This window comes from Mycobacterium sp., assembly GCF_052144515.1.
Classification (GTDB): Bacteria; Actinomycetota; Actinomycetes; order Mycobacteriales; family Mycobacteriaceae; genus Mycobacterium.
This window is the reverse complement of record NZ_JBKQQD010000369.1, coordinates 14,888-36,013: the sequence shown is the minus strand read 5'-3', so window position 1 is coordinate 36,013 and position 21,126 is coordinate 14,888. Positions and strand designations below refer to the sequence as shown.

Sequence of the window (21,126 nt, the reverse complement as noted above, 5' to 3'; positions counted from 1 at the left end):
CACGCTCGGTGAAGGGTGTCAATTCATCGGTGGTCCGGCGAAGAAGACCAGACGAAAGTTGCCGATCTGGACTTCATCGCCATCCGCCAGCACCGCCGAGTCGATGGGTTCGCGGTTGACGTAGGTGCTGTTCAGGCTGCCGAGGTCGACGACTTGGAATTTGCCGTTCTCCCTTCGAAACTCGGCGTGCCTGCGGCTCACTGTGATGTCGTCGAGGTAGATGTCACTTTCGGGATGCCTGCCGGCGGTCATGACGGGCCGATCCAATCGGAAGTGCGATCCGGCGTAGAGGCCCCGCTTCACAACCAGCACCCCCATGCCGCGCGCCAATGGTTCTATGTCCTCCGCCGCCACATCGGCGACGGCTGCCGACGAGTCCAACCCGCCGCCGACGTCAGCTTCCACCGCGGAGGGAATTTCCGCGGTCCATTCGGCATGCGCTTGGCCCCGCCTGTGCTCTGTGGCCATCATGCCTATGCCCTTTGCGCAATCACGCGGCTCGCGGCAGATCCCGGCCGGTTCTAGCCGTCCGTGATGTCGACCGGCTGGGCTCAGGAGCCCAGCCCACATACGTCAGGTACAGCCCGACCAGGGCGAAAGCGATGCAGAGCGTCACCCACCATGCTTGCGCTCCGCTCATGCTGTTGGCCACCGAAACGAAAACCTTAGGGAAGGCGAGCAGCAGCAGTCCGCGAAGCGTGATAAGCCAGCCCAGCACGGAGATGATGATCGGCGCGGCGCCTCGCCAGTATTGGTGACCGGCGACGACGATGAGGCCGAAGATCAGAACGAAGGCGCCGGCCACCCATGACCACAGCGAATTCGCCTCGAACTCCGAAAGCACCGCCTTCGTATCCGGCGCGCGCACCACAGCTGTGATGTCAACAATGACCAGGAAAGGACCGAGCACGCGGGCGAACATGCGCGTGCTGGTCTGCGATTCTTCTGCGGCATCCATTGCCGTGCCTCCATCTGACGCCGGTTGTTGCCGGATGTCCTGTATCGGACCATCGAATCGAGGTGCCGAGCTAGGGACCGAAGTCCCGTCTGCTCGGGGCGTTCGTCATCGGGGCAGCCCGAATTGACCCGCCGCCGTGGGCGCGAATAAACCGGATAAAAGACGTGCCACCAAACAAACCGCCCATGGGCGGAATTTATACCGGCGCGACAAATTCCGATGTGTAGTACTCGGCCGGGTTCTGCGAGTGGGCGTCCGGGCGTTCGATGATCACCCAGACCCCCGTCGCGCCCGGCCGGACACCGTCTTGAACCGTCGCCGTGCCTACGCCGCCCGCGTCGGTGTCAAGGCCGGTTAAGGCCGTGCCCGGATCCCCGGGACCGCATCTTGCCGATGACGATCGAGGCTCCTCGATCAGGCCGACGTTGTAGTGGGCGCCCGGCTCGTTGGGGGTGTCCAGATGCAACTCCGCGACTGCTGTTGACCCGGCGTGGTGTATTTCGACCCAGCCGGTCCCAAGCATGGGACTCGGGACCATGGGGGGAGTGCGCGTGAGACTGAAATCGCAATTTCTCAAGGTCGCGTCCAGAGCAACTCTTGTGGCGTCGTTCGCGCCAGGATTAGCGCCGGCGGTGCCGACCGCCAAAGTAATTGTCGAAGAGGTTAATAAAGTGATTGTCACGGCGGATGTTCCGCAGAGTGTTAGCGCGCGCATTTGCCCCTGTGCCCTTGAACTATTCCCGACTTTCCCCGATCCCGGACCGGGAATTGACAGGATTCGCGGAACTAAAACCTCACGAACTGGAAACTTCGTTACCGTGCGGAGTCGCTCAACCCCGCGGACCAGGCTTCCTGAGGTAGCCGGCGAGCGCATTTCCCACCGCAGTGACGCCAAAAGTATTGGGGTGCAATGGAACAGCCGTACCGGTGGTCACAAAACCTTCGATATACCGGTCGCGGTGGGAAGCGCATATGTCGTGGCCACGGGATACTAAACGTGTGTCAAAATAATCGATTCCCTTCTCGGCGGCGAGTTGCTGCTGTAGGTCATCAAGTTCACTTAGTTTGGGTTGCAAATAGTCGGAGTCTCGCGGCAGGACCGGCTGCGCCGGAAAGCATCCGCCCGGCCGCACAAAGGTGCCGTACCCCACGACGACGATCCGCGCGTGCGGCGCCGTGACCCGCAGCTGGTCGATCAGCGCGCCCCACACCGGCAACTGCGCGGTGATCAACTGCGAAATGCGGTCGACATTGCCGACGACGAACTCGTTGATGCACGGCGGCGGATCGGCCGATTTGACCTCGCAGCCCTCCGCGTCGGAGGGCAGCCCGACGTCGTTGGCGCCGATGGTGATGGTGATCAGGTCGGCGCTCGCGTCGACCGCGTCGATCTGGCGTGCGACCGGACCGCCCGTTGTCTGCTGAGCGTGGACGGTGATGTCTTCGGTGATGGCGCCGCTGCACGTGACGGTGACGAACTCCGTCGCATTGAGCCGTCGCGCCAGTATCGACGGGTAGCCGTTGGTCGACTTGCGGCACCCGGCGGGCGGTGCCGGGTCCGGTACCCCCGGCGCCGCGGCGAAGGAGTCGCCACGGCGACATAGTTAAACCGCGTGGCCGGAGGGGGACTCCCCGGGCTCCCGGAGCTCCCTGCGGGCGGGCCGGCGCACGCAGCGGCCAGCACACCGACCAGCGATGCGATCAAGAGGCGCCTTGAGCCCACGCACCCAGTGTTTCACCCCGTCGCGACGCGAAGTCTGATTGGATTACCGCTGCGACATTCCTCGAAGAGTGCAGTCCTCAAAGGAGATTGATGTCCAACCATTTCACCGGGCTAAGCCTTGGCCCGCCCCTTGACGACCAGCGACTCGATCTGTGCGATCTGTACGCATTCCAATCATCGTCCGACCCATCGCGCACGGTTCTGATCCTCAACGCGAACCCTCGGGCCGACGCATTGCATCCCGATGCCATTTACCGCCTGGCCATCGACAATGACGGTGACCTGCTCAATGACATCGCATTCAGCTACGTGTTCTCCGATCCGCGCGACGGACGGCAAACGGTCGACGTGTTCATGGCCACGGGCGAACAGGCACGCTCACCAGAACCCGTCGGAACGAAGATCTTCGACAGCGTTGAGGTCTCATTTGGCCAAACCCCCACTGTCGCGAGAGCCGGTGAGATCAGCTTTTTCGCCGGCGCCCGAAGTGACGCCTTCTTTTTCGACTACGACGGCATCAAGAATCTGTTCGACACCTCTGGCGGGCGGAATTTCACCGCACCGCATCTGGGCGGCCCCTCACCCTGGACCCATCACGATTCCAACACCGAAGCGAATGTGTTCTCCACCGTGCTCGAGTTGCCGACCGCGCAACTAGGCGCCGGCGCCATCCGGATCTGGGGCAGGTGCAGCCTGCGGCGTGACGCCACCTTGCTCCATGTCGATCGGGCCGGGCATCCCTCGGTCAGCAGCTTCTTCAACACCGACGAGACCAAAGAGGAATACAACGCCAGCGAGCCGGTCCACGACCGGGCCCGTTGGCTCGACATGTTCGTTCACCTGATGGGCCACACCGGCAACTACACCCGCGAAGAAGCCGTTGCCGCGATCGACGAGCACGGCATCCTGCCGGACATGTTGAGCTTCGACCCGTCCAAGCCCGCCAAATACCCGAACGGCCGGGTGTTCACCGACGACGTGATCCACTACCGGCTGGATTTCCTCACCAGAGGCGAGATACCCCCGCCTGGGCTGAGTCCGCACACCGACACCTTGGCGGAGTTTCCCTATCTGGGCACACCGCATCAGCCCTAGGGCTTGATCCGGATCGGCCCCGGCGACCATAGGCCGCTGCGGGTGGCGGTGCTCAATTGGAGTTGGGCAGCCTCGGCATTCACGAGGGTGTCGAACTTGCGCAGTGATCCCCAGTCTCGGCCCCAGTCGCGGGACAGGTACGTGGACATGACATGGGCCCGCAACAGCAGGTCGGTGATGCCCAGCAGGCCGCCGTTGACGCCGTCCTGCCAGGTGTCGGTGTCCTGCTTCTTGGCGTTGTAGTCCGGGGTGATGCGGAAATTCGGAATCTCGGTGACGCCGTTGACGTGCAGCATCGGCTGCTGGCACGGGAACGCCAGCCCCACCGCCCAGTCCAGCAGCACCGGCTGCGTCGAGCCGACGTACTCCTGCAGGGAGCGCAGTTCCGGCACCCGCGGCGGGGTCACGGCGATCCAGTCTTCTGGCGTCAGGGACAGGTCCTCGGCCACCACCCGCACCGCGGTCGCGTCGGCGGGGATCTGGGAGCGCGCGAAGCGCAGGTTGCGCCACACCTTCGGCTGCTCCCCGTACAGGTCATATGGCACTAGGCGCCCGCCCGGCACCAGATCGCCGCCCGGACCGGGATTGCCGTATTCCAGCACGACGGTCTGCCCGTTGGTATGTCCGTGCAGCACGCTGTTGCCGGCGATCGTGCCTGCGGCGGTCACCACCACCAGGGGATGCCCGGCGTCCGGTTTGGGCAGCTGGTACCACGCCGAGGTGAGCCTGCTCTGCTGTTGCGCGCCGGTGGTGTAGCTGCCGGCCAGCGGAACCCGATCGGGGTTGAGGCCGTAGGGCAGCGGCACCGTCGATCCGTTGATGCCCGGCGCCGTCAGCTTGGTCGGCGCATCCCAGTCGTAGTCGGTGCCGGGCTGCGGGACCGACGTCTCCCGGACCGCCTCGGCCAGGGTCCGTTCCGGTGCACCGTTGGGGGTGAACCCTGTTGGGTTGACACCACCCAGCGGGCCCAGCGGGCCGTAATTGTCGGGCTCTTTTGTTTTGACAAGCACCATGAAGCCGGCGTTACTGTCCGGCTCGACGAGGATGTCGTCGGCCAGCGCGCAGCCCCCGGCGAATTCGCGCAAGTTGGCCCAGCCATTGGAATAGGTGGGGTACTGGCGCACGATGCCGGCGACCATTGACGCGATGAACACCAGCGCCATGAATCCGGCCGCTATCGGCACCGGCGCTGCCGTCACCGCCCGTGCCAGCCGGCCCTCACCGTGGTTCGTGGACGCAAAGTGCAACCAGATCGCCCAGAGAGCCGCGATCGCGAACAGGACGAAAAAGACTGTGCTGATGGTGATTCCGTCGAGTCTCGGCATGACGTTGTTGAACGGGACGCCGTAGCTCGAGACGTACCACCAGCCGTTGGTAGTGGCGAAACAGAGCGCCAATACGAACAAGACCGCCGCAACGAATGCCATGCGGTTGCGCGACCAGCGCAGCACCTCATGCGACACCAGCACCGTCGTCAGCGCGGCCATCGCCGCGCCCACCGCGGCGAACAGCCCGAAGTGGTGCACCCACTTGGTCGGGGTGAACATCAGGAAGAACATCGTGCCGAAGATGACGCCCATCAGCCGCCATGCCGGCCCCCGGGCCACGCCCGGAACTCGCTTGCGCCGCAACATGATGAACAACGCCGTGAACAAGCACAGCGCGGTGATCAAAAAGCCGAATCGGCGCGACAGCGAACCGTCGACGGTGGGCAGGATGAGGTAGTAGTAGCGCAGGTTTTCGGTGTACCACGCCTGGCTGGGACCGATCGCGGTGCGAATCCTGGTGGCTTCCAACACCGTTGACAGCGTCTGGTCGGCGAACACCACAGTGAGGATGACGGTGCCGGCCGCCAGCATTGGAGCCACCAACGGCCACGTGCCGACCAAGCGGTGGCGACGGACCAAAATGCGCAGGATCGGGCGGCCGCCGGCAACCAACGCGGCCACCGCGATCAGGCCGGTGGGCTGGACACCCAGGGTGAACGCCGCGGTAATGACCGCCAGCGCCGCCGGCGTCAACCGGCTGTAGCGCATCGAACGTTCGATCAGCACGTAGGTGACCAGCGAACCAAGCGCGATGATGGGCTCTGGGCGAAGGCCGTTGTTGAACGGCATCCACGCGGTCAACAGGACCAAGCCAGCCGCCCAGGTCGCGGCTTTGCTGGATGCCACCGCGGGCCCCAGCCGGGGAAGCACTTCACGCGACAGCAGCAGCCAACACAGCAGACCCGCGACCAAGTCCGGCAATCGCATCCACAGGCTGCCGTCGCTGACGCGGGTCATCAGCGCCAGCAGGTTGTAATACCAGCCGAACGGGTCCTCTGGACTGCCAAACCAGCGGAAATAGTTGGACATGTAGCCGGCGGGACCGGCGACTCGCGCCATGCCCAGGATGTAGCCATCGTCGGAGGAGTTCGCGCCGATCACGTGCCACAGCAAGAAGCCAAATACGACCGTGGCGTCGGCCAGGGTGAACTTGCGCCAGTTTGCCGGAATGAGCCGGCGCATCCGCCTGCCATCCAATTGGTCGAGGCGCCACAGCGCGACGAGGGCGACGATGGTGGACACGATCGACAGCACCATCGCGACCAGTTTCAGCGTCGTCGGTGTGGTGGAGAATCGGGTGTCGATAGTCGCCGAGAGCCGCAGCCCCGGCGGAGCGGGACCGGTCAGATCCGTGAACACACCGACGATCTGCGGGCGCAGGTTGGGATCGGGGAAACCACCGCCGACGGGTTTTCCTGCCGGATCGTTCAACCCGACAAAGGTGGCGAAGGCGCCGGCGTGTGTGGAGGTGATCTCGATGCTGGAACATCCGGGGGCACCTGCGGAGCCTGCCGCCTGATCCCGAGGCACGCTGGCGATCACCACATTGCGGTCGGTGACGTCGACGCGCTTACTGCTGGCGACGACGAACAACGCGTTCAACGCGGCATCCTTGCCCTTTTTGGGTGCCGTACTTAGCACGACCCCGCCCTCGGGTGGCAGGGCGCGCACCACAGAACACGGCACGGTTACCGTCACGTCAACCGGTGTCAGGGAAATCAGCGGCGCGGTAACGCTGTTCAATTGGCCGTTTTGCGGCCAGTTCAGCGTCGCGGTGGTCTGCACGACGGGCAGCAGCGGCGTCGCGATCGACAAGACGAAACCGATCAGCCCGGCGATCGTCGCGACCCAGCGCGTGCCGCGCACGTCGTAACGGGGGGCCGCCATGTCTTCGCGGTTCCTCACGGTGGTGACGCTCATGGGAGAGCCCGAATCGGTCCTTGCCGGCTCCAGCCGCGCACTGTGATCACACCCTGTTCTACAACGGCGTCGGGCGCCTGATCGGCCGGCACCAAGGGGTAGTACTGCTCAACCGATCCCCAGTCGCGATGCCAGTCACCGCGCAGGTACGTCGACACCGTCGAGGTGCGCAGCAGCGCCTGAGTGAACAGGAACGGACCGCCCGCCTCACCGGCCTGCCACCCGTTCGACGACGCCGCCGTCTGTTTGTGATCGGGCAGGATGCGGTACTGCGGAAGTTCGGCAACGCCAAGGTGTTCGGAGAACGGCCGCTGACAGGGGAAGTTTGCGGCCGTCGCGATGTCCATCAGCACGGGTGTGTGCGATCCAATCAATTGCTGCAGAGTCTGCAGCACCGGGACCCGCGGCGGCGTGAACGCGAACCACTGCTCGGAACTCAGGTTCGGGTCGTAAGCCACGATGCGTGCCACGTTGGCCTCCGAGGGCGCCCAGGTGAGCGGGAACCGCAGATTGCGCCACGCCGGCTCCGGCCCTATGTCGATCGGCTGCACCTCCGCGAGGGGCTGGGTGGTGCCGTCGGGGCGAGCGACGCCCCATTGCAATTTCAGCGACTGCCCGTAGGTGAAGGTGCCGTCCTCTTTGTACGACCAGATGGCACCGGCCGCCGATACCACGACCAGCGGTCGGTCGGGGGTCCGTGGCGGTAACTGGTACCAGGAAGAGGTGGCCGTGGCCGCCAGCGAATTCTCACCGTAGCTGCCCATCACCGGTGTGCGGGCCGGGTCGAGGCCGAACGGTAGTGCCGCGTGCGATCCGTTCACCCCGACGGAGCCTCTCCCGCCGGCCGTGCCCGCGGAGTCACTCATGGTGGCGTTGGGCTTATTGGGCGACGCGTCGGAGTTCACCACCCCCGGTTTGGTCACCACCGGGTACGACCTCAGGTCATCGCCCACTCCGTCGGGTTTGAAGCCGATCGGGTTGATACCGCCGAGCGGGCCGTCCGGCCCGAAGGTCTGTCCCGGCGCCGGCTGCAACATGCCGGCATTGGGGTCGGGTTCGGCCAGCACGTCGTCCGCCATGGCGCAGCTGTTGGGCGAGAGCCCGGACGTGAGGGCGGCCAGGTCGGCCTTGGCGGTGGTGTAGAGCGGATAGCGCCCCACGGCGCCTTTGGCCAGCGAGCCGACGTCACCGAGCACCATGATCGTCGCGACCACCAGCAGCGGCGTCGACGCCAGGATCCGGTTGCGCCGGTTGTCCTTGACTTCGGTGTGCCCGGCGTAGTCCATGCGGAAGTGCTGCCAGGCGGCCAGCAGGCCGGTGAGGATCGACAACGTCAGGAACATCGAGGTCACCGGGTGGCTGGCGATGACCGGTTGGATGTCGTACCACGGCACCCCGTAGTTGCCGACGTAGAACCAGCCGTTGACGCCGGACGTGGCCACCGCCAACACGAACAGCAGCGCCGTCACGTACAGCGTCAGGTTGCGGCGGTTGTGCAGGCCGATCCGGGAGAGGGCGAACGCGGTGACCGCACCCAGCGCGCCCGCCAGTCCGGCGAAGGCACCGAACTGAATCGCCCACTTCGTCGGCGTGAACGTCAACAGCAGCAGGCCGACCGCGGTGGTGCCGATCAACCGCCAAGCCGGGCCGCTGGCCACCCCGGGCACCCGGCCGCGCCGCAGCAGCACCACCAACATCCCGAACATGCACATCAGGAGCACCAGCACCGCAAAGCGCCGCGCCATCGACCCGTCCGGGTTGGACTCGACCGTGAGGAAGTAGTAGCGCAGCCAGTCCTGGTACCAGGCGATCGTCGGGCCGACCTTGTATTTGATGCGCACCGATTCGGCAACCGTGGCCAGCGTTTGACTGCGGAACACCACCACGGTGATCAGCGACAACGACGCCGCCAGCGCAAACCCTGGCGCCAGTAGCCCGTCGGTTGGCCGGCGTCGCCGGATCGTCTGGGCGATGGCCCGGGCCCCGGTCAGCAGCGCGGCGACCGCGATCAACCCCTGCGGAGCCAGCGTCGCGGTGAGCATGGCGACCACGATCGCGACCGCGGCCGGGGCCAGCCGCCGCAGCGCGATCGAGCGTTCCACCAGCATCCAGCTGACGATGACGCCGAGGGCGATCAGCGGCTCGGGCCGCAGGCCGTTGTTGAACGGCAGCCACGCGGCCAGGAACACCGCGCCCGCCGTGTACACCGCCACCCGGTTGGTAGCCAGGCCACCTTTTCCCGGGCCCAACCGGCGCAGCGCCCAATGGCTGATGATCAGCCAGCACGCGATCCCGGCCAGCGTGGCCGGCAGCCGCATCCACACGCCGGCGGTGCTCACCGACGCCATTTTGGCCAGCAGCGACATATACCAGTCGAACGGCGCCTCGGTCGTGCCGAAGTAGCGGTAGTAGTTGGCCACGTAGCCCGCTTTCGGCGCGACCCGGGCGATGGTCAGGTTGTAACCGTCGTCCGACGAGGTGGCGCCGATGACATGCCACAGCAGCAGCGTGCCGATCACTGCGGCATCGGCGAGCCAGCCCGCCGCGCCGACATGCCGCCAGGTAATCCGGTGCTCACGCGGGCGGTACCGGGCCAGCCAGGCAATCGGGGACCGCCAGTTGACCAGCGTGGCGCCCCTGCTGTGACGATCCAGGGTCGCCAGCGCGAGCACCGCCACCAGGACCGCCAGTGCACCGAGGACCATCACGATCTTCTTCATGGCCGAGGGCGCCGTGATGAACCGGGTATCGATGTCGATGCGGGCCGACAGCCCGGGCTGTGCGGGGGCCTTCAAGTCGGTGAAAATCCCGCCGACTTGAGGCTTCTTCTCGGCGGGGAGGGTCCCGGCGGCGCCGGGTATGCCGACGAAGTCCGCACCCGCGCCGCCGGCGTCGGCCCAGGTGTGCAGCACCCTGCAGGCGCCGGCGGCGACGGCTGAGCGTTGCGCCACCGCAGCCACCGAATCGCGGAAGGCGACCACGATCGTGTCCTTGTCGCCGCGTACGAAGAGGCCATTTTTGCCGGCATCCACGCCATTGGTTGGCAGAGTCGAGACCACCAATCCGCCCTCGGGAGGCAAGGTGGCGATCGCCGAGCAGGGGATGGAGATGTCCAGCGCCCGCGGAGCACCGGACACCAGCGGGGCGGTGACCTGATTGACGTGCCCGTCCGCGGTGACGCCTTGCGGCCACAGGATGGTGGCCGTCGTCTGTTTCACCGGAAGCAAGGGGACCACGGCGCACAACAGCAGACCCGCGATTCCCGCGACGACGGCGATCAGCCTCGGTAGCCGCTGCGATCGCTCATCACCGTCAGGGGGCACGAGGGTCGATCGTAAGCGACGCGGCTAAGGACCCTGTGGATGGACGCTCGGGGATCGGCGAGATGACTGGATTTGGAATAGCCGTCGACCGCGTCGCAGGCATTTCGATAGCGGCATCAACGGATTACTTGACACCTGCCTAAAAAGGGGCCGGAAAACAATGGTCAGCGAGGGCGCAAAGGCCCGTCCGACCGCGGGGTTCCTGCCCAGCGGGGCCTCAACTGAATTTCGTGAAAACATTTGGTTTAGCACCGACCCGATAAGGGAACGAACCTCAAACGCTGGCACTTTAGGCACCGGGGAGAGGACCTGCCATGACCGCACCTACTACGAACAGGTTCGACGCGTTCAAGGCTGAAGCCACCAAGCCTCACGACCGGACGCGCCCCATCCTGCTGACCAACGAAATCGCGGTCGAGCGTCTGGTGAGCCTGCTCCACGAGTTCGTTGCAGAGGGCGCGCTGCCCGCCCTGTAGCCGGCACTCGATTCACAGGCAAATCGCGTTTTAGTGATCGCGGGTTTGCCCTAATTCCCCGCGCGGGCTCGCCGTAGCCGAGCGGATCCTTCAGTTGTGGTTACACTGCCGTCAGAATGAGGGCTGAAGACTGGAGGTACCCGGAAGGCTGGCGGCGCAATGAGTAACTCGGGTCTCGGGTTTGGCGTTCTGGGACCGTTGCTGGTGACTGCCCACGGCATCCGGGTGCCGTTGGGCGCCGCCAAGCAGCGGGCGGTGTTGGCCATGCTCGTGATCAACCGCAACCGGCCGGTGTCCGTCGACTCGTTGATCGACGCGGTATGGGGCGACGATCCCGTGCCGGCAGCGCGCACCAGCATCCAGTCCCACATATCCACCTTGCGCCGCCTGCTCCACGGCGCCGGCGCCGATCCGTACGTGGTGCTGGCCAGCGCACCGCCGGGGTATCAGATCAGCATCGCTGACACCGACTGCGATGTGGGGCGTTTCACCGCAGAGAAGGCCGCGGGCGTGCGGGCCGCGGCCGCGGGACAATACGAGGACGCCAGCAACCACCTGCATGCCGCGCTGGGCGAATGGCGCGGACCTGTGCTCGACGACCTGCGCGACTTCCCCTTCGTCGATGCGTATGCCGCCATGCTGTTGGAAGAGAAGGTGGCTGCCCACACCGCCCGCGCCGAAGCCGAGATCGCCTGCGGCCGCGCCGGCGCCGTCATCGGCGAGCTCGAGGCGCTCACCGCCGAGCACCCCTATCGTGAACCGCTATGGGCGCAGCTGATCACCGCCTACTACGTCACCGAGCGCCAATCGGACGCCCTGGGTGCCTATCGGCGACTGAAGACGACCCTCGCCGACGGGCTGGGCATCGACCCCGGCCCGACCGTAAGTGCGCTGCACGAGCGCATCCTGCGGCAGGAGCCCGTGGTCGCTAAACGCTCCACCCTGACCACGCACAAGCAGAGCGTGTACCACACCGAGTCGGATATCGCCGTGGCCGGCGCGTACCCCGTCGCCTGGTTGCGTGACACGAAGGGTCGTCAGTATCCGCTGAACGGCGCGTCCACCCGGATCGGGCGCCATTCCGACAACGACATCGTTTTCGACGACGACACCGACGTCAGCCGGTACCACGCCGTAATCATCGACACTGGGGCCGGTTTCGTCATCTACGACTCGAAGTCGACCAATGGCGTCGAGGTGCAGCGTCGGCGCATCCGGGGCAGCGCCCCTCTGGCTGACGGCGACCTCATCCGTATCGGCAGTCGCGAGTACACCTTCCAGATCCGCCCAGGCTGAGCGGATCGATCACGTGGCCGGGCGATCACCCAGCCGTACCGCCAACGTGGCGTGCCCCGGGCCGGTGAGGTCTGCGAGCGCCGCGGGGCGGCCGGCCATCGCCATGAGCAGCGCTTCGCCGGGGCCAATTACTTCGGGCCCGCGGCCGTGGGCCCAGTCGACGTCGGTGGCGCGCAGTCGCAGTCCCCTGATCCGGCATCCCGCGCCCAGGCGCGGGTTGCCCGGCACCAGAGGCAGAATCCGGGTGAGTCGATCGGCGGGGATGACGCGCGGTTGGCAAAGCGTGCGCCGGATGTCTTGGTGATGGATCGTGCCGTCGACGAGCGCGATCATGCCGCCGAAACCCGCGGTCAATCCCTGGGGTGTCAGATGATTGCGCAGGAATTCGAGCAGCTGCTGCGGGCTCAGTGAGGCGAACTCGTCGACGCCGACCTGGTTGGCCCGCACTATCCCACCCTTCAGGAATCGCTTGATCAGCCCCATGGTGCCGAGTTCCTCGTAGCTGATCATGTGCGCAACAACGTCTTTGACAGTCCACTTTGTGCACAGGCTTGGCGCGGCCCACTGTTGCGGCGTCAGCGTGGCCAGGAACTCCGCGAAGTCGGCCCGCTCGGCGCGGGCCATGCTCATCAGGGTGGGTTCACCGTGTGCCGTCATGAGGCAGCCAACATCCCGTCGGCCAGGGCCACCCGCGCGTCGCCGTCTCGGTAAGGGTCCCACGGACCCCAAGCCTAGGCCCACGAACGGTTGGCATCAATGGACAGCAACCGATCTCAGCGGTCGGCTATGGCGATGAAGTGCTCCTTAGTCTCTAAACCAGCGTCCCAGCGAACGCAAGAATTTCGCAAGAATTGCGCAGGAACTTCGCCAAGATCGCACAAGCGGCGTGGGGCAACCTTGTGTTGTCGGCCAACCGCGACCGACCCCAGGGGGCATTCACACCCACCGACGTGAACCACCTGGGAAAGATCCGGCAGAGAAGGAATCACAACCATGAACGCGAACATCACCGAAACCGAAGCTGAAGCCCGGGAACCGAAGAAGGTTTCCAAGGCGCGCATGCTGGCCGGTGTCATGTTGGGTGCCGTCGGGCTGTCAATCGTGGCATCACTGGTGCCCGCCACCGCATCGGCAGACCCGTATGTCCCGTACAGCGGGCCCCTGCACCCAGTACGCCACTACGCCGCGGACGTCTTGCACCCGGGTTGGGCTCTCACGCACCCGCTGCGCGCGCTTGTCCCGTAGGCCGAACGCACTTCTGCCCCGTTTCCGGATTCATACCGACGTCAATCCGGAGCGGGGCAGAAGTGTTTCCCCAACCCAACAATGGGGTCCCCACCATGAACCGAACGTCCCGACTTGCCGGTCCGGCTGTTCGGTTCATCAGAGCGTTAATCCTGGGGTTGGCGCCCCTTGTTTTCATGTTCGCCGGCTTGGAATTCGCCGCCGCCCAGACGTGGCCCGGGCCGGTGTCGGCTGTGTACGTACCTATGTGCCATGGCAACTCGTGCCCAAATCCGGACACGAGCGGCCATGACTGGCCGTGAGAGGCGATACCTGCCTAGTGCCTGAGCGGCGCCGGATCCCACAGACCGCTGCGCGTCACCGTCCCTAGTTGCAGATGGGCCGGCTGGGCGTTGGGGTAGTAGGGCGTCAATCGCTGCAACCCGCCCCAGTCCCGGGACCAGTCGTCTTTCAGGTAGCTGGCCACCGTGGTCGCCTTCAGCAGCAACTCGGTGACGCCCAGCGGGCCGCCGCCGTTGTTGTCCATCACGGGAGAGTTGGCCTCGGCGCCGAACCGATCCGGCAGGATTCGCCATTTCGGGGTTTCATCGACGCCATTCTGGTGACCGAACGGACGCTGGCACGGGAACGCCAGGCCGACCAGCCAGTCCAGGAACACCGGGTCACGGGAACCCACTACATCTTGCAGCGTGCGTAGCTGGGGGATTCGGGGCGGCGTGACCGCGATCCAGTGCTGCGGCGCCAGATCTTCGTCGTCGGCGACCAGGCGGATTTGGGTTGCGCTGCTGGGGATCGCGGACAGCGCCAACCGCAAGTTACGCCAGGCCGGCGACGCCCCGACATCGGCGAATTGGAACGACCCGCCGGGGTGTCCGCTGGCCGCCTCGTCGTCGGTGGCCCACTGCACCTGGACCTCGCGGGGATCGAAGCGACCGGCCGCGCTCACCACCAGCAGCGGCCCAGCCTTGTCCCGTGGCGGTAGCCGGTACCAACCCGACCGCAGCCTGGCGGGCACCTGGATGCCGGAGCGCCAGCTGCCCAGCACCGGTGTGCGGGCCGGATCCAGGTTGAACGGCAACTGGGCAGCCGAGCCGTTGATCCCCGGCGCGGGATTGGTGCCCCCCTCGGTGCCGGCCTCGCCGCCGGTGATCAGCCTCTCGTCGTTGATGAAACTGCGGTCGCCCGGGCGTTCCATCACCGGATCGGCGCGGACGTCCGCGGGAATACCGTTGGGCGCAAACGCTTCCGACAGGCCAGCGCCCAGAGCGTCGGCCACCGAAGCGTTTACCGGGGCAAGCATGCCAGCGTTGGGATCCTGTTCCACCAGAACGTCTTCGGCCAGTCCGCAGGCTTTGCTGGTCTTGAGGCCGGCCAGAGCCTCCAGGTTGGACCGGCCCACCGACCACGCGGGGTACTGGGCGGTCATCGCCAGGGTCAACGAGGCTACCTCGAAAATCACCAGCGCCCACGCCGCAATTGCCAACGGGGACTGAATGATTCCGACCACTCGCGGCCCAACTTTTGGTGGCCCGTTTGCAGACTCGTCGGTGGCGACGAAGTGGAACCACGCCGCCAGCAGGAGCACCAGCACGGTCAGCCCGAGCAGCGCGGTGGCGAAGGCGTAATGCCATGCCGGAAACGCATTCGACCAAGGCACACCAAAATTCGACACATACCACCAGCCGTTGACGCTGGCGAACGACAACGCGACCAAGAACAGCACCACGGCGGCGAACACGGTGCGGTTGCGTCGGGAACGCATGGCCACGGACGTCACCGCGACCGCGGCCAGCGCACCCAGCGATCCGGCCAGCCCGGCGAACACCCCGAAGTGGTGGGTCCACTTGGTGGGAGTGAACATCATCGCCAGGAACGAGATGATGGTGATGCCCACGATGCGGCGACTCGGTCCGGCGGCCGTGCCCGGAATTCGGCCCTTGCGCAACGACATTGCGACGGTTATTCCCAGCGCGAGAAGCAGCGCCAGCACCGCGAAGCGCCGGGCGACCGACCCGTCGGGGCTGGCCATGAACAGCCGCTCGTAGCGGAGGTGTTCGTCGAACCAGCTCAGACTCGGCCCGACGGCGCGCTTGAGAGCGGTGGCCTGGATCTCGCCGGCCAGGGTCTGGTCGCGGAAGATCAGGATCACAGTGACGGTGACCGCAGCCAACACGGGTGCCAGCAACGGCAACGCACCGAACTGTTTGGACCTGCGGTGCAAGATGGTCCGCAGCGGCCCGATCGCGACCAGCAGCGCACCGATGGAGGCGATGCCCGTCGGCCCGGAGAACAGGGTCAGGGCGCCGATGATGCAGGCCGTCGCCACCGGCAGCAGCCGGCTGGTGGCCACCGCGCGTTCCACCGAACACCAGGTCAGCAGGATGCCCAGCGCGATGATCGGCTCGGGCCGCAGGCCGTTGTCGAGCGGCAACCAGGTCGCCAGAAACATGCCCGCCGCGGCCCAGGCCGCGGCCCGGCTCGTCTTCGTCGCGCGACCCAGCCGGGGGATGACTTCGCGGCTGATCACCCACCAGCAGGTCAGCGCCATCACCAGGGTCGGCAGCCGCATCCAGATGCTGGTGGTGCTGACGTGCGCCCACACCGCCAGCAGGTCGTAGTACCAGCCGAACGGCGCCTCAGGCGTTCCGAACCAGCGGTAGTAATTGGCCATGTACCCGGCATGCTCGGACACCCGGGCCATGGTCAGGATGTAGCCGTCGTCGGAGGTGTTGGCGCCGACGAAATGCCACCACACCAGCACGGCAATGACCAGGGCATCCAGACCGCCGATCGACCACCAGCGCGGCGGCAGGAAGCGCCGGTGCCGGGTGCCGTCGGCGGTGTCAAGGATATGCAGCGCGCCGAGGGCGGCCCCGGTCAGCACCACCCCGAGGATCATCGCGATCATCTTCAGCGGCGTCGGGCTGCTGCTGTACCGGGTGTCCACGGTGGCCGAGAAGCTCAGGCCCGGCGGGGCCGGGCCGGCCAGATCGGTGAACACGCCGACGATCTGCGGCCGGAAGTCGTAGCCGCTTTTCTCGCCGCGCAGCGGCGAGCCGGGATGCTCGGCGTTGGGTCCCTGCGTCAGCCCGACGAATTCGGCGACGACCCGGTCGGCGTGCGCGGTAAAGGTCAAGCGCTGGCAGGCCGGGCTCAGCACCTGGCTCAGCGGGGCAGTGACCACGGGGACATTGCGCAGGACGAGCACCAGTTCGTCGTTGGCGCGCTGGATGAGCAGCCCGCGATCGACGGCCTTCGGCGCCTGCTTGGGCACCGTCGACAGCAACACCGTCTTGCCCGCGTTCTGCGGTCCCGTCAGTCCGGCGGCCGCCTGGCACGGCACGCTGATGTTCAGCTCGGTGGCCACGTAGCCGATCAGCGGCGCCTCGACGCTGCCGAACGTGCCGTTCTGCGGCCAGTTCAGTTGGGCGGTGGTCTGGTCGACCGGCAGTACCGGGGTGGCGATCGCCAGCAGGGCGCCGAGCAGACCGGCGACGACAGCGCCGAGGCGGGCGAACCGGTAATTTGCTCCCGCGCCGCTCACGGAGGTCGATGGTAGTTCTTCGACCGCGTCAGGCGAGGTGTCGGTGGCCATCAGCGCTCTGTCACTGGCCGGGTCCCGGCTTGCGGATCGCCAGCACGAACGGGCCGATGCTTTGGACGCTGAAACGTGGGTCGGCGAACAGGGCAGCCCGCAGGTCGACCATGTAGCGACGGACATTGGGCTGGTTGGGATAGACGTCCTGGGCCAGCCGCAAGGTATAGGTGTTGCTCGCGCCGCGGCGCATCAAGAACACCGTCGGCGCCGGCCAGGGCAGCGTGTCCAGCGCGTGGATCAACTCGTCGGCCGTTTTGAACTTGGACCACTTCTCGATCTGTGCGGCGCGCAGGTCGAACTGCGCCAGCGGGTTGGCGTAGTGCGAGGTCAACCCCTGAAAGCCCCAGTACGGGTAGTACGACAGGAAGCTGTAGTCGGCGGTCAGCACCACGGTCTGATCGCGTGGCCTGCCGGTGCCGTGCTGGATGGCGGCGTCGACGGCGGCGTAGTACTTCTCGGAGCTCGGTGGCCGCCGGTCGCCACGCTGGCCGTGCCCGTCGGTGTCGGTGTAGGCGATGGTCAGATCGGGCCGCAGCACGTCGGGAATGTCCTGGCTGAACGCGATCGCCGCGGCCAGTCCGATGGCGCCGGCCACCGGGACTGTCGCTCTTTCGAAGGCCCGGTGCCGCGCCGACCCTTCCTTTAGGGCCTGGGTGGCCTCCACGAAGCCGAACGCCCCGGCGGCTACCAGCAGCACCGTCAGCGTCGGTTGCAGCCGGAACGACAGCAGCGTCATGCGCGCCAGCGTGGCCAGCATCGACAACAGTGACCACGCGTAGACGGCCAGCACCCCGATGGCCAGGGCGCCCGCCCGCACCGACGAGCGGGCCCGCACCACCAGCCACAGCGTGCCCAGCATGCAGACCGCTCCCAGCAGCGAGAACTGCAGCATCGGGAAGGTCAGTTCGGCGCCGTCGGCCGGCAGATAGTGATAGGCGCTGCCGGTGTCGCTGACCGGGTCGCGGGCGGCCCGCAACACGAACGGCAGCCAGGTGGTGGCCGCGATGGGCGCGGCGACGATAACGATGACGGCCAGCCGGCGCAGCGGGTCGAGCGCGGCTTCGATGCCACCCTGTCGCCAGCGCGATGCGACCAACGCCAGCGCCATGAGCCCCATCGCGAATGCGCTGTAGGCCAGCAGCAGCGTGTACCAGGTGGCCGTGAGGCCGAGGAATACGCCTGCACCGATCACGGCGGCCCAGCCGGCTCGTCGCGCGAGCGTGACGCTGTCGTCACGTTCGGGCTCGGGCGTGACTGTGGCGTCACGTTCGGCGCTTGGGGTGCGCTCGCCGGCGCGCAGGCCCGACCACGTCAGCACCAGCACCGGCGGCAGCAGCACGGTGATCATCGCGGAGTAGGGCTCCGGAGAGCCGTAGGCGAGCGTCACCGCCGCGGTCGCGGTGGTGACGATCAGCGCGTACTCGAAGCGGATCATCCGCCACCACAGCACCAGCGCGACCGCGACCGCCACGGTGATCGAGGTGATGGCCCACGGCTTGTAGAGCTCCCAGGCCGGGATCCCCGTGAGCGCCGCGACACGTCCGCCGATCCAGAACCAGCCCGGCGGGTAGAACGACGGCAGACCGAGGTAGGTCATGTCGTGCAGGGCGGGACTGTCGGTGAGCCGCGTCAGGTACTCGGTGCGGAACTGCTGGTCGACGGAGATGCCGAAGAGATACAGCTTGGTGGCCCCCAACGGCATGCCCAGCGTCACGATGGTGAACGCCGAGACGAACACCAGCCCGCTTAACTGAGCCAGCAGCCGGTATCGGCTCTTCGACAGGGCCCGCCGCCACAACCAGCCGGTGGCCACCAGCCCGGCCAGGCAGCCGACCTGACCGACGGTGGTCAGCGCGTGCAGCTGGTTGGACGACGGGAAGGCCGGCCACTGCACGCCGGCGATGGCGATCAGCGATATCACCGCAACGACCGCCGCGACCGCCGCGGCCAAGACCATCTGGCCCAGGCTGGCCAGTGCGTTGCGCATGGTCAGATCGGCAGCTTGCGGAAGATGCTCCGCGGGATGTGTCTCAACACCATCATCACATAGCGGAATGCTGCTGGCGCCCAAACTAATTCCTTACCTTTTGCGGACGCGGTCACCGCGAGGTTGGCGACGTACTCCTTGTCGACGGTCAACGGGGCTTCCTTGATGTGCGCGCTCATCCGGGTACGCACCTGGCCGGGCCTGATCACCAGTACATGAACTCCGTACTCGCGCAACGCCTCTGACAAACCCAGATAAAAACCGTCCAAACCGGCCTTGGCGGAGCCGTAGACGAAGTTGGACCGTCGCACCCGCTCACCGGCGACCGTGCTCATCGCGATGATCTGACCGAAGCCCTGAGCGCGCATCTTCTCACCCAGCAACACGCCCACGGAAACCGCTGCAGTGTAGTTGATTTCGGCGGCCTGCACGGCCTTGCGTTGGTTCTGCCACAGCTCTTCGGCGTCGCCGAGCACTCCGAACGCGACGATGGCCACGTCGATGTCACCGTTCGAGAAGGCCGTGTCAATCATCTTCGGGTGGCTGTCGGTGTCGGTGGCCTGAAAGTCGATCAGCTCCACCGACCGTGCGCCTGCGGCCTTCATCTGGGCCACGGCGTCGTCGCGGCCGGGGTCGTCGGGCATGGCGGCCAACAGGATCCGTGCATGCGCGTTTTGCAGGTAGCGCTCGCAGATGGCCAGCCCGATCTCGGAGGTACCACCGAGCAGCAGGACGGTCTGCGGATTTCCCACGGCGTCAAGCACCATTTACAGCAGCTCCAGGCGTCGGGCCATGTCGGAGGCGAACACCCGCAGGGGGTCGACCTTGCGGCGCAAGGCGATCCACTCGTCGATGCGCGGATACATGGCATGAAAGGTGTCGGCGGTCGTGCGGGAATCTTTGCCGGTGTAAAGCCGGCCACCGAATTCCAGGACCCGACGGTCGAGTTCGTTGAGAAGCTCGTTGAGTCCTGGCTTGATCTGGAAGTCGACGCAGACGTTCCATCCGGGGATCGGGAAGCTCAGCGGCGCTTGGTTACCCGGTCCGAACAGCTTGAACACATTGAGAAACGAGTAGTGCCCTGACTTCTGGATGTCGCGGATTATGCCCTTGAATTCTTCGACCGCCGTTGTGGGCACCACGAATTGGTATTGGCTGAAGCCCGCCGGTCCGTAGGCGCGGTTCCACTCACCGACCATGTCGAGCGGGTGGTAGAACTGCGTCAGGTTCTGGGCCTTGCCCCGGTAAGTGCCGCCCGTTCGATACCACAGTTGGGTCGCCGCACCAAAGATCAACTTGTTACCAAGGCCGCTCGGGAAGATGTCGGGTGTCGTGAAGTACTGCGGTGCATCGAATTTCAGCGGGTTCGCGCGCAGCTTCTTGGGCAGCTGGTCCAACGTGGCCAGCGATCCCCTGGATATGACCGCGCGGCCTAACTTGGGTGGTGCGCTGATGGCATCGAACCAGGCGCTGGAATACGTGTAGTTGGCCTCGCTGCCGTCGCTGTGAAACGCAATGGTCTCTTCCAGGCTGCTCGTGACGTCGCCGTCGGCGATGAAATATGCCGTCTCGGTGGGGGTCATTTCGATGGTCGCTCGCAGCACGATCCCGGTGAGGCCATTTCCGCCGACAGTCGCCCAGAAAAGCTCGGCATCTGCAATATCTGGGCCGTCGGGCGTGATGGTTCGGATCTGTCCGTCGGCGGTCAACAGGTCGATCGAGCGCACATGGTTGCCGAAGCTGCCCGCGCTGTGGTGGTTCTTACCGTGGATGTCGGAAGCGATTGCCCCGCCGATGGTGACCTGCCGGGTGCCCGGCAGCACCGGCACCCACAGCCCGAACGGCAGAGCCGCCTTCATCAGCTGGTCGAGGTTGACGCCGGCGTCGACGTCGGCAAGCTTGGTGTCGGAGCTAATGGAGTGGATGTTGTTCAGCGGCGTCATGTCGATCACCAGCCCGCCGCCGTTTTGCGCGTTGTCGCCGTAGGAACGTCCAAGCCCGCGGGCGATGACGCCCCTCCCGCCCGCCTCAGCGACCTGCGCCACCGCCTTGGCGATCACCCCGGGGTCGGGGGTGCGCAGCACCTGCGCCACCGAGGGTGCGGTGCGGCTCCACCCGGTCAGCCGGGTGGATGTGGTGGTAACTCCCGCGCTCAACATCGTCAAAGAGGGTACCGC

The 21,126-nt window shown here is 66.1% G+C and carries 14 protein-coding genes and 1 pseudogene; 4 read left to right on the top strand and 11 right to left on the bottom strand.

The genetic code is table 11. The features are described 5' to 3' along the window. Nucleotides 1–18: 18 nt before the first annotated feature. The 4 genes and pseudogenes from ACLP9N_RS24110 to ACLP9N_RS24095 all read right to left on the bottom strand — a co-directional run. The gene (locus ACLP9N_RS24110; protein ID WP_442409748.1) at nt 19–471 is read right to left on the bottom strand and encodes an FHA domain-containing protein; all 453 of its coding nucleotides are present in this window, start codon (nt 469–471) and stop codon (nt 19–21) included. Nucleotides 472–490: 19 nt separating this feature from the next. Continuing rightward, entirely contained in the window at nt 491–958 is a 468-nt protein-coding gene (locus ACLP9N_RS24105) for a hypothetical protein (protein WP_442409747.1), read from the bottom strand. A 196-nt stretch (nt 959–1,154) separates the two neighbouring features. Further along, a complete protein-coding gene (locus tag ACLP9N_RS24100) occupies nt 1,155–1,496 on the bottom strand; it encodes a hypothetical protein (RefSeq protein ID WP_442409746.1) in 342 nt (113 codons plus the stop codon). A gap of 292 nt (nt 1,497–1,788) precedes the next feature. Further along, nucleotides 1,789–2,490: pseudogene (locus tag ACLP9N_RS24095) on the bottom strand (SGNH/GDSL hydrolase family protein); the annotation flags it as partial. A 281-nt stretch (nt 2,491–2,771) separates the two neighbouring features. Between ACLP9N_RS24095 and ACLP9N_RS24090 the strand changes: the two are divergent. Beyond that, nucleotides 2,772–3,776 (top strand): DUF4331 family protein, encoded by a 1,005-nt coding sequence (locus tag ACLP9N_RS24090; RefSeq protein WP_442409745.1) that lies wholly within the window; start codon nt 2,772–2,774, stop codon nt 3,774–3,776. On the opposite strand, the gene ACLP9N_RS24085 is transcribed toward ACLP9N_RS24090, so the two are convergent. Both ACLP9N_RS24085 and ACLP9N_RS24080 read right to left on the bottom strand, forming a co-directional pair. Continuing rightward, nucleotides 3,773–7,024, bottom strand: a complete 3,252-nt coding sequence (locus ACLP9N_RS24085; RefSeq protein WP_442409744.1) for an arabinosyltransferase domain-containing protein — start codon at nt 7,022–7,024, stop codon at nt 3,773–3,775. The genes ACLP9N_RS24090 and ACLP9N_RS24085 overlap by 4 nt on opposite strands. Continuing rightward, entirely contained in the window at nt 7,021–10,347 is a 3,327-nt protein-coding gene (locus ACLP9N_RS24080; RefSeq protein ID WP_442409743.1) for an arabinosyltransferase domain-containing protein, read from the bottom strand. Before ACLP9N_RS24080 ends, ACLP9N_RS24085 begins: the two co-directional genes overlap by 4 nt. 314 nt (nt 10,348–10,661) lie before the next feature. On the opposite strand from ACLP9N_RS24080, the gene ACLP9N_RS24075 reads away from it, so the two are divergent. After that, nucleotides 10,662–10,823 carry a hypothetical protein gene (locus tag ACLP9N_RS24075; protein ID WP_442409742.1) on the top strand — a complete coding sequence of 54 codons (162 nt, stop codon included), beginning with the start codon at nt 10,662–10,664 and terminating at the stop codon, nt 10,821–10,823. 159 nt (nt 10,824–10,982) lie between these two features. Beyond that, complete coding sequence (locus ACLP9N_RS24070) at nt 10,983–12,119, top strand: BTAD domain-containing putative transcriptional regulator (RefSeq protein ID WP_442409741.1); 1,137 nt, start codon at nt 10,983–10,985, stop codon at nt 12,117–12,119. 9 nt (nt 12,120–12,128) lie between these two features. Here the strand turns inward: ACLP9N_RS24070 and ACLP9N_RS24065 are convergent, their stop codons facing one another. Beyond that, the gene (locus ACLP9N_RS24065) at nt 12,129–12,776 is read right to left on the bottom strand and encodes a maleylpyruvate isomerase family mycothiol-dependent enzyme (protein ID WP_442409740.1); all 648 of its coding nucleotides are present in this window, start codon (nt 12,774–12,776) and stop codon (nt 12,129–12,131) included. Between the two features lie 336 nt (nt 12,777–13,112). On the opposite strand from ACLP9N_RS24065, the gene ACLP9N_RS24060 reads away from it, so the two are divergent. Next, the gene (locus ACLP9N_RS24060) at nt 13,113–13,364 is read left to right on the top strand and encodes a hypothetical protein (protein WP_442409739.1); all 252 of its coding nucleotides are present in this window, start codon (nt 13,113–13,115) and stop codon (nt 13,362–13,364) included. 316 nt (nt 13,365–13,680) lie between these two features. Here ACLP9N_RS24060 and ACLP9N_RS24055 read toward each other — a convergent pair whose 3' ends face one another. From ACLP9N_RS24055 to ACLP9N_RS24040, 4 genes are read right to left on the bottom strand one after another with little or no spacing between them, the layout of a single operon-like run. Next, nucleotides 13,681–16,959 carry an arabinosyltransferase domain-containing protein gene (locus ACLP9N_RS24055; RefSeq protein ID WP_442409738.1) on the bottom strand — a complete coding sequence of 1,093 codons (3,279 nt, stop codon included), beginning with the start codon at nt 16,957–16,959 and terminating at the stop codon, nt 13,681–13,683. 10 nt (nt 16,960–16,969) lie between these two features. Beyond that, complete coding sequence (locus ACLP9N_RS24050) at nt 16,970–18,949, bottom strand: galactan 5-O-arabinofuranosyltransferase (protein WP_442409737.1); 1,980 nt, start codon at nt 18,947–18,949, stop codon at nt 16,970–16,972. A gap of 2 nt (nt 18,950–18,951) precedes the next feature. Next, nucleotides 18,952–19,716 (bottom strand): decaprenylphospho-beta-D-erythro-pentofuranosid-2-ulose 2-reductase, encoded by a 765-nt coding sequence (locus ACLP9N_RS24045; RefSeq protein ID WP_442409736.1) that lies wholly within the window; start codon nt 19,714–19,716, stop codon nt 18,952–18,954. Further along, entirely contained in the window at nt 19,717–21,108 is a 1,392-nt protein-coding gene (locus ACLP9N_RS24040; protein WP_442409735.1) for an FAD-binding protein, read from the bottom strand. Nucleotides 21,109–21,126 lie beyond the last annotated feature (18 nt).

Bases quoted from the DNA above. Each gene is read 5' to 3' on its own strand.
- ACLP9N_RS24110 (WP_442409748.1), bottom strand. From the start codon at position 471: ATGATGGCCACAGAGCACAGGCGGGGCCAAGCGCATGCCGAATGGACC.
- ACLP9N_RS24105 (WP_442409747.1), bottom strand. From the start codon at position 958: ATGGATGCCGCAGAAGAATCGCAGACCAGCACGCGCATGTTCGCCCGC.
- ACLP9N_RS24100 (WP_442409746.1), bottom strand. From the start codon at position 1,496: ATGGTCCCGAGTCCCATGCTTGGGACCGGCTGGGTCGAAATACACCAC.
- ACLP9N_RS24090 (WP_442409745.1), top strand. From the start codon at position 2,772: ATGTCCAACCATTTCACCGGGCTAAGCCTTGGCCCGCCCCTTGACGAC.
- ACLP9N_RS24085 (WP_442409744.1), bottom strand. From the start codon at position 7,024: ATGAGCGTCACCACCGTGAGGAACCGCGAAGACATGGCGGCCCCCCGT.
- ACLP9N_RS24075 (WP_442409742.1), top strand. From the start codon at position 10,662: ATGACCGCACCTACTACGAACAGGTTCGACGCGTTCAAGGCTGAAGCC.
- ACLP9N_RS24070 (WP_442409741.1), top strand. From the start codon at position 10,983: ATGAGTAACTCGGGTCTCGGGTTTGGCGTTCTGGGACCGTTGCTGGTG.
- ACLP9N_RS24065 (WP_442409740.1), bottom strand. From the start codon at position 12,776: ATGACGGCACACGGTGAACCCACCCTGATGAGCATGGCCCGCGCCGAG.
- ACLP9N_RS24060 (WP_442409739.1), top strand. From the start codon at position 13,113: ATGAACGCGAACATCACCGAAACCGAAGCTGAAGCCCGGGAACCGAAG.
- ACLP9N_RS24055 (WP_442409738.1), bottom strand. From the start codon at position 16,959: ATGGCCACCGACACCTCGCCTGACGCGGTCGAAGAACTACCATCGACC.
- ACLP9N_RS24050 (WP_442409737.1), bottom strand. From the start codon at position 18,949: ATGCGCAACGCACTGGCCAGCCTGGGCCAGATGGTCTTGGCCGCGGCG.
- ACLP9N_RS24045 (WP_442409736.1), bottom strand. From the start codon at position 19,716: ATGGTGCTTGACGCCGTGGGAAATCCGCAGACCGTCCTGCTGCTCGGT.
- ACLP9N_RS24040 (WP_442409735.1), bottom strand. From the start codon at position 21,108: ATGTTGAGCGCGGGAGTTACCACCACATCCACCCGGCTGACCGGGTGG.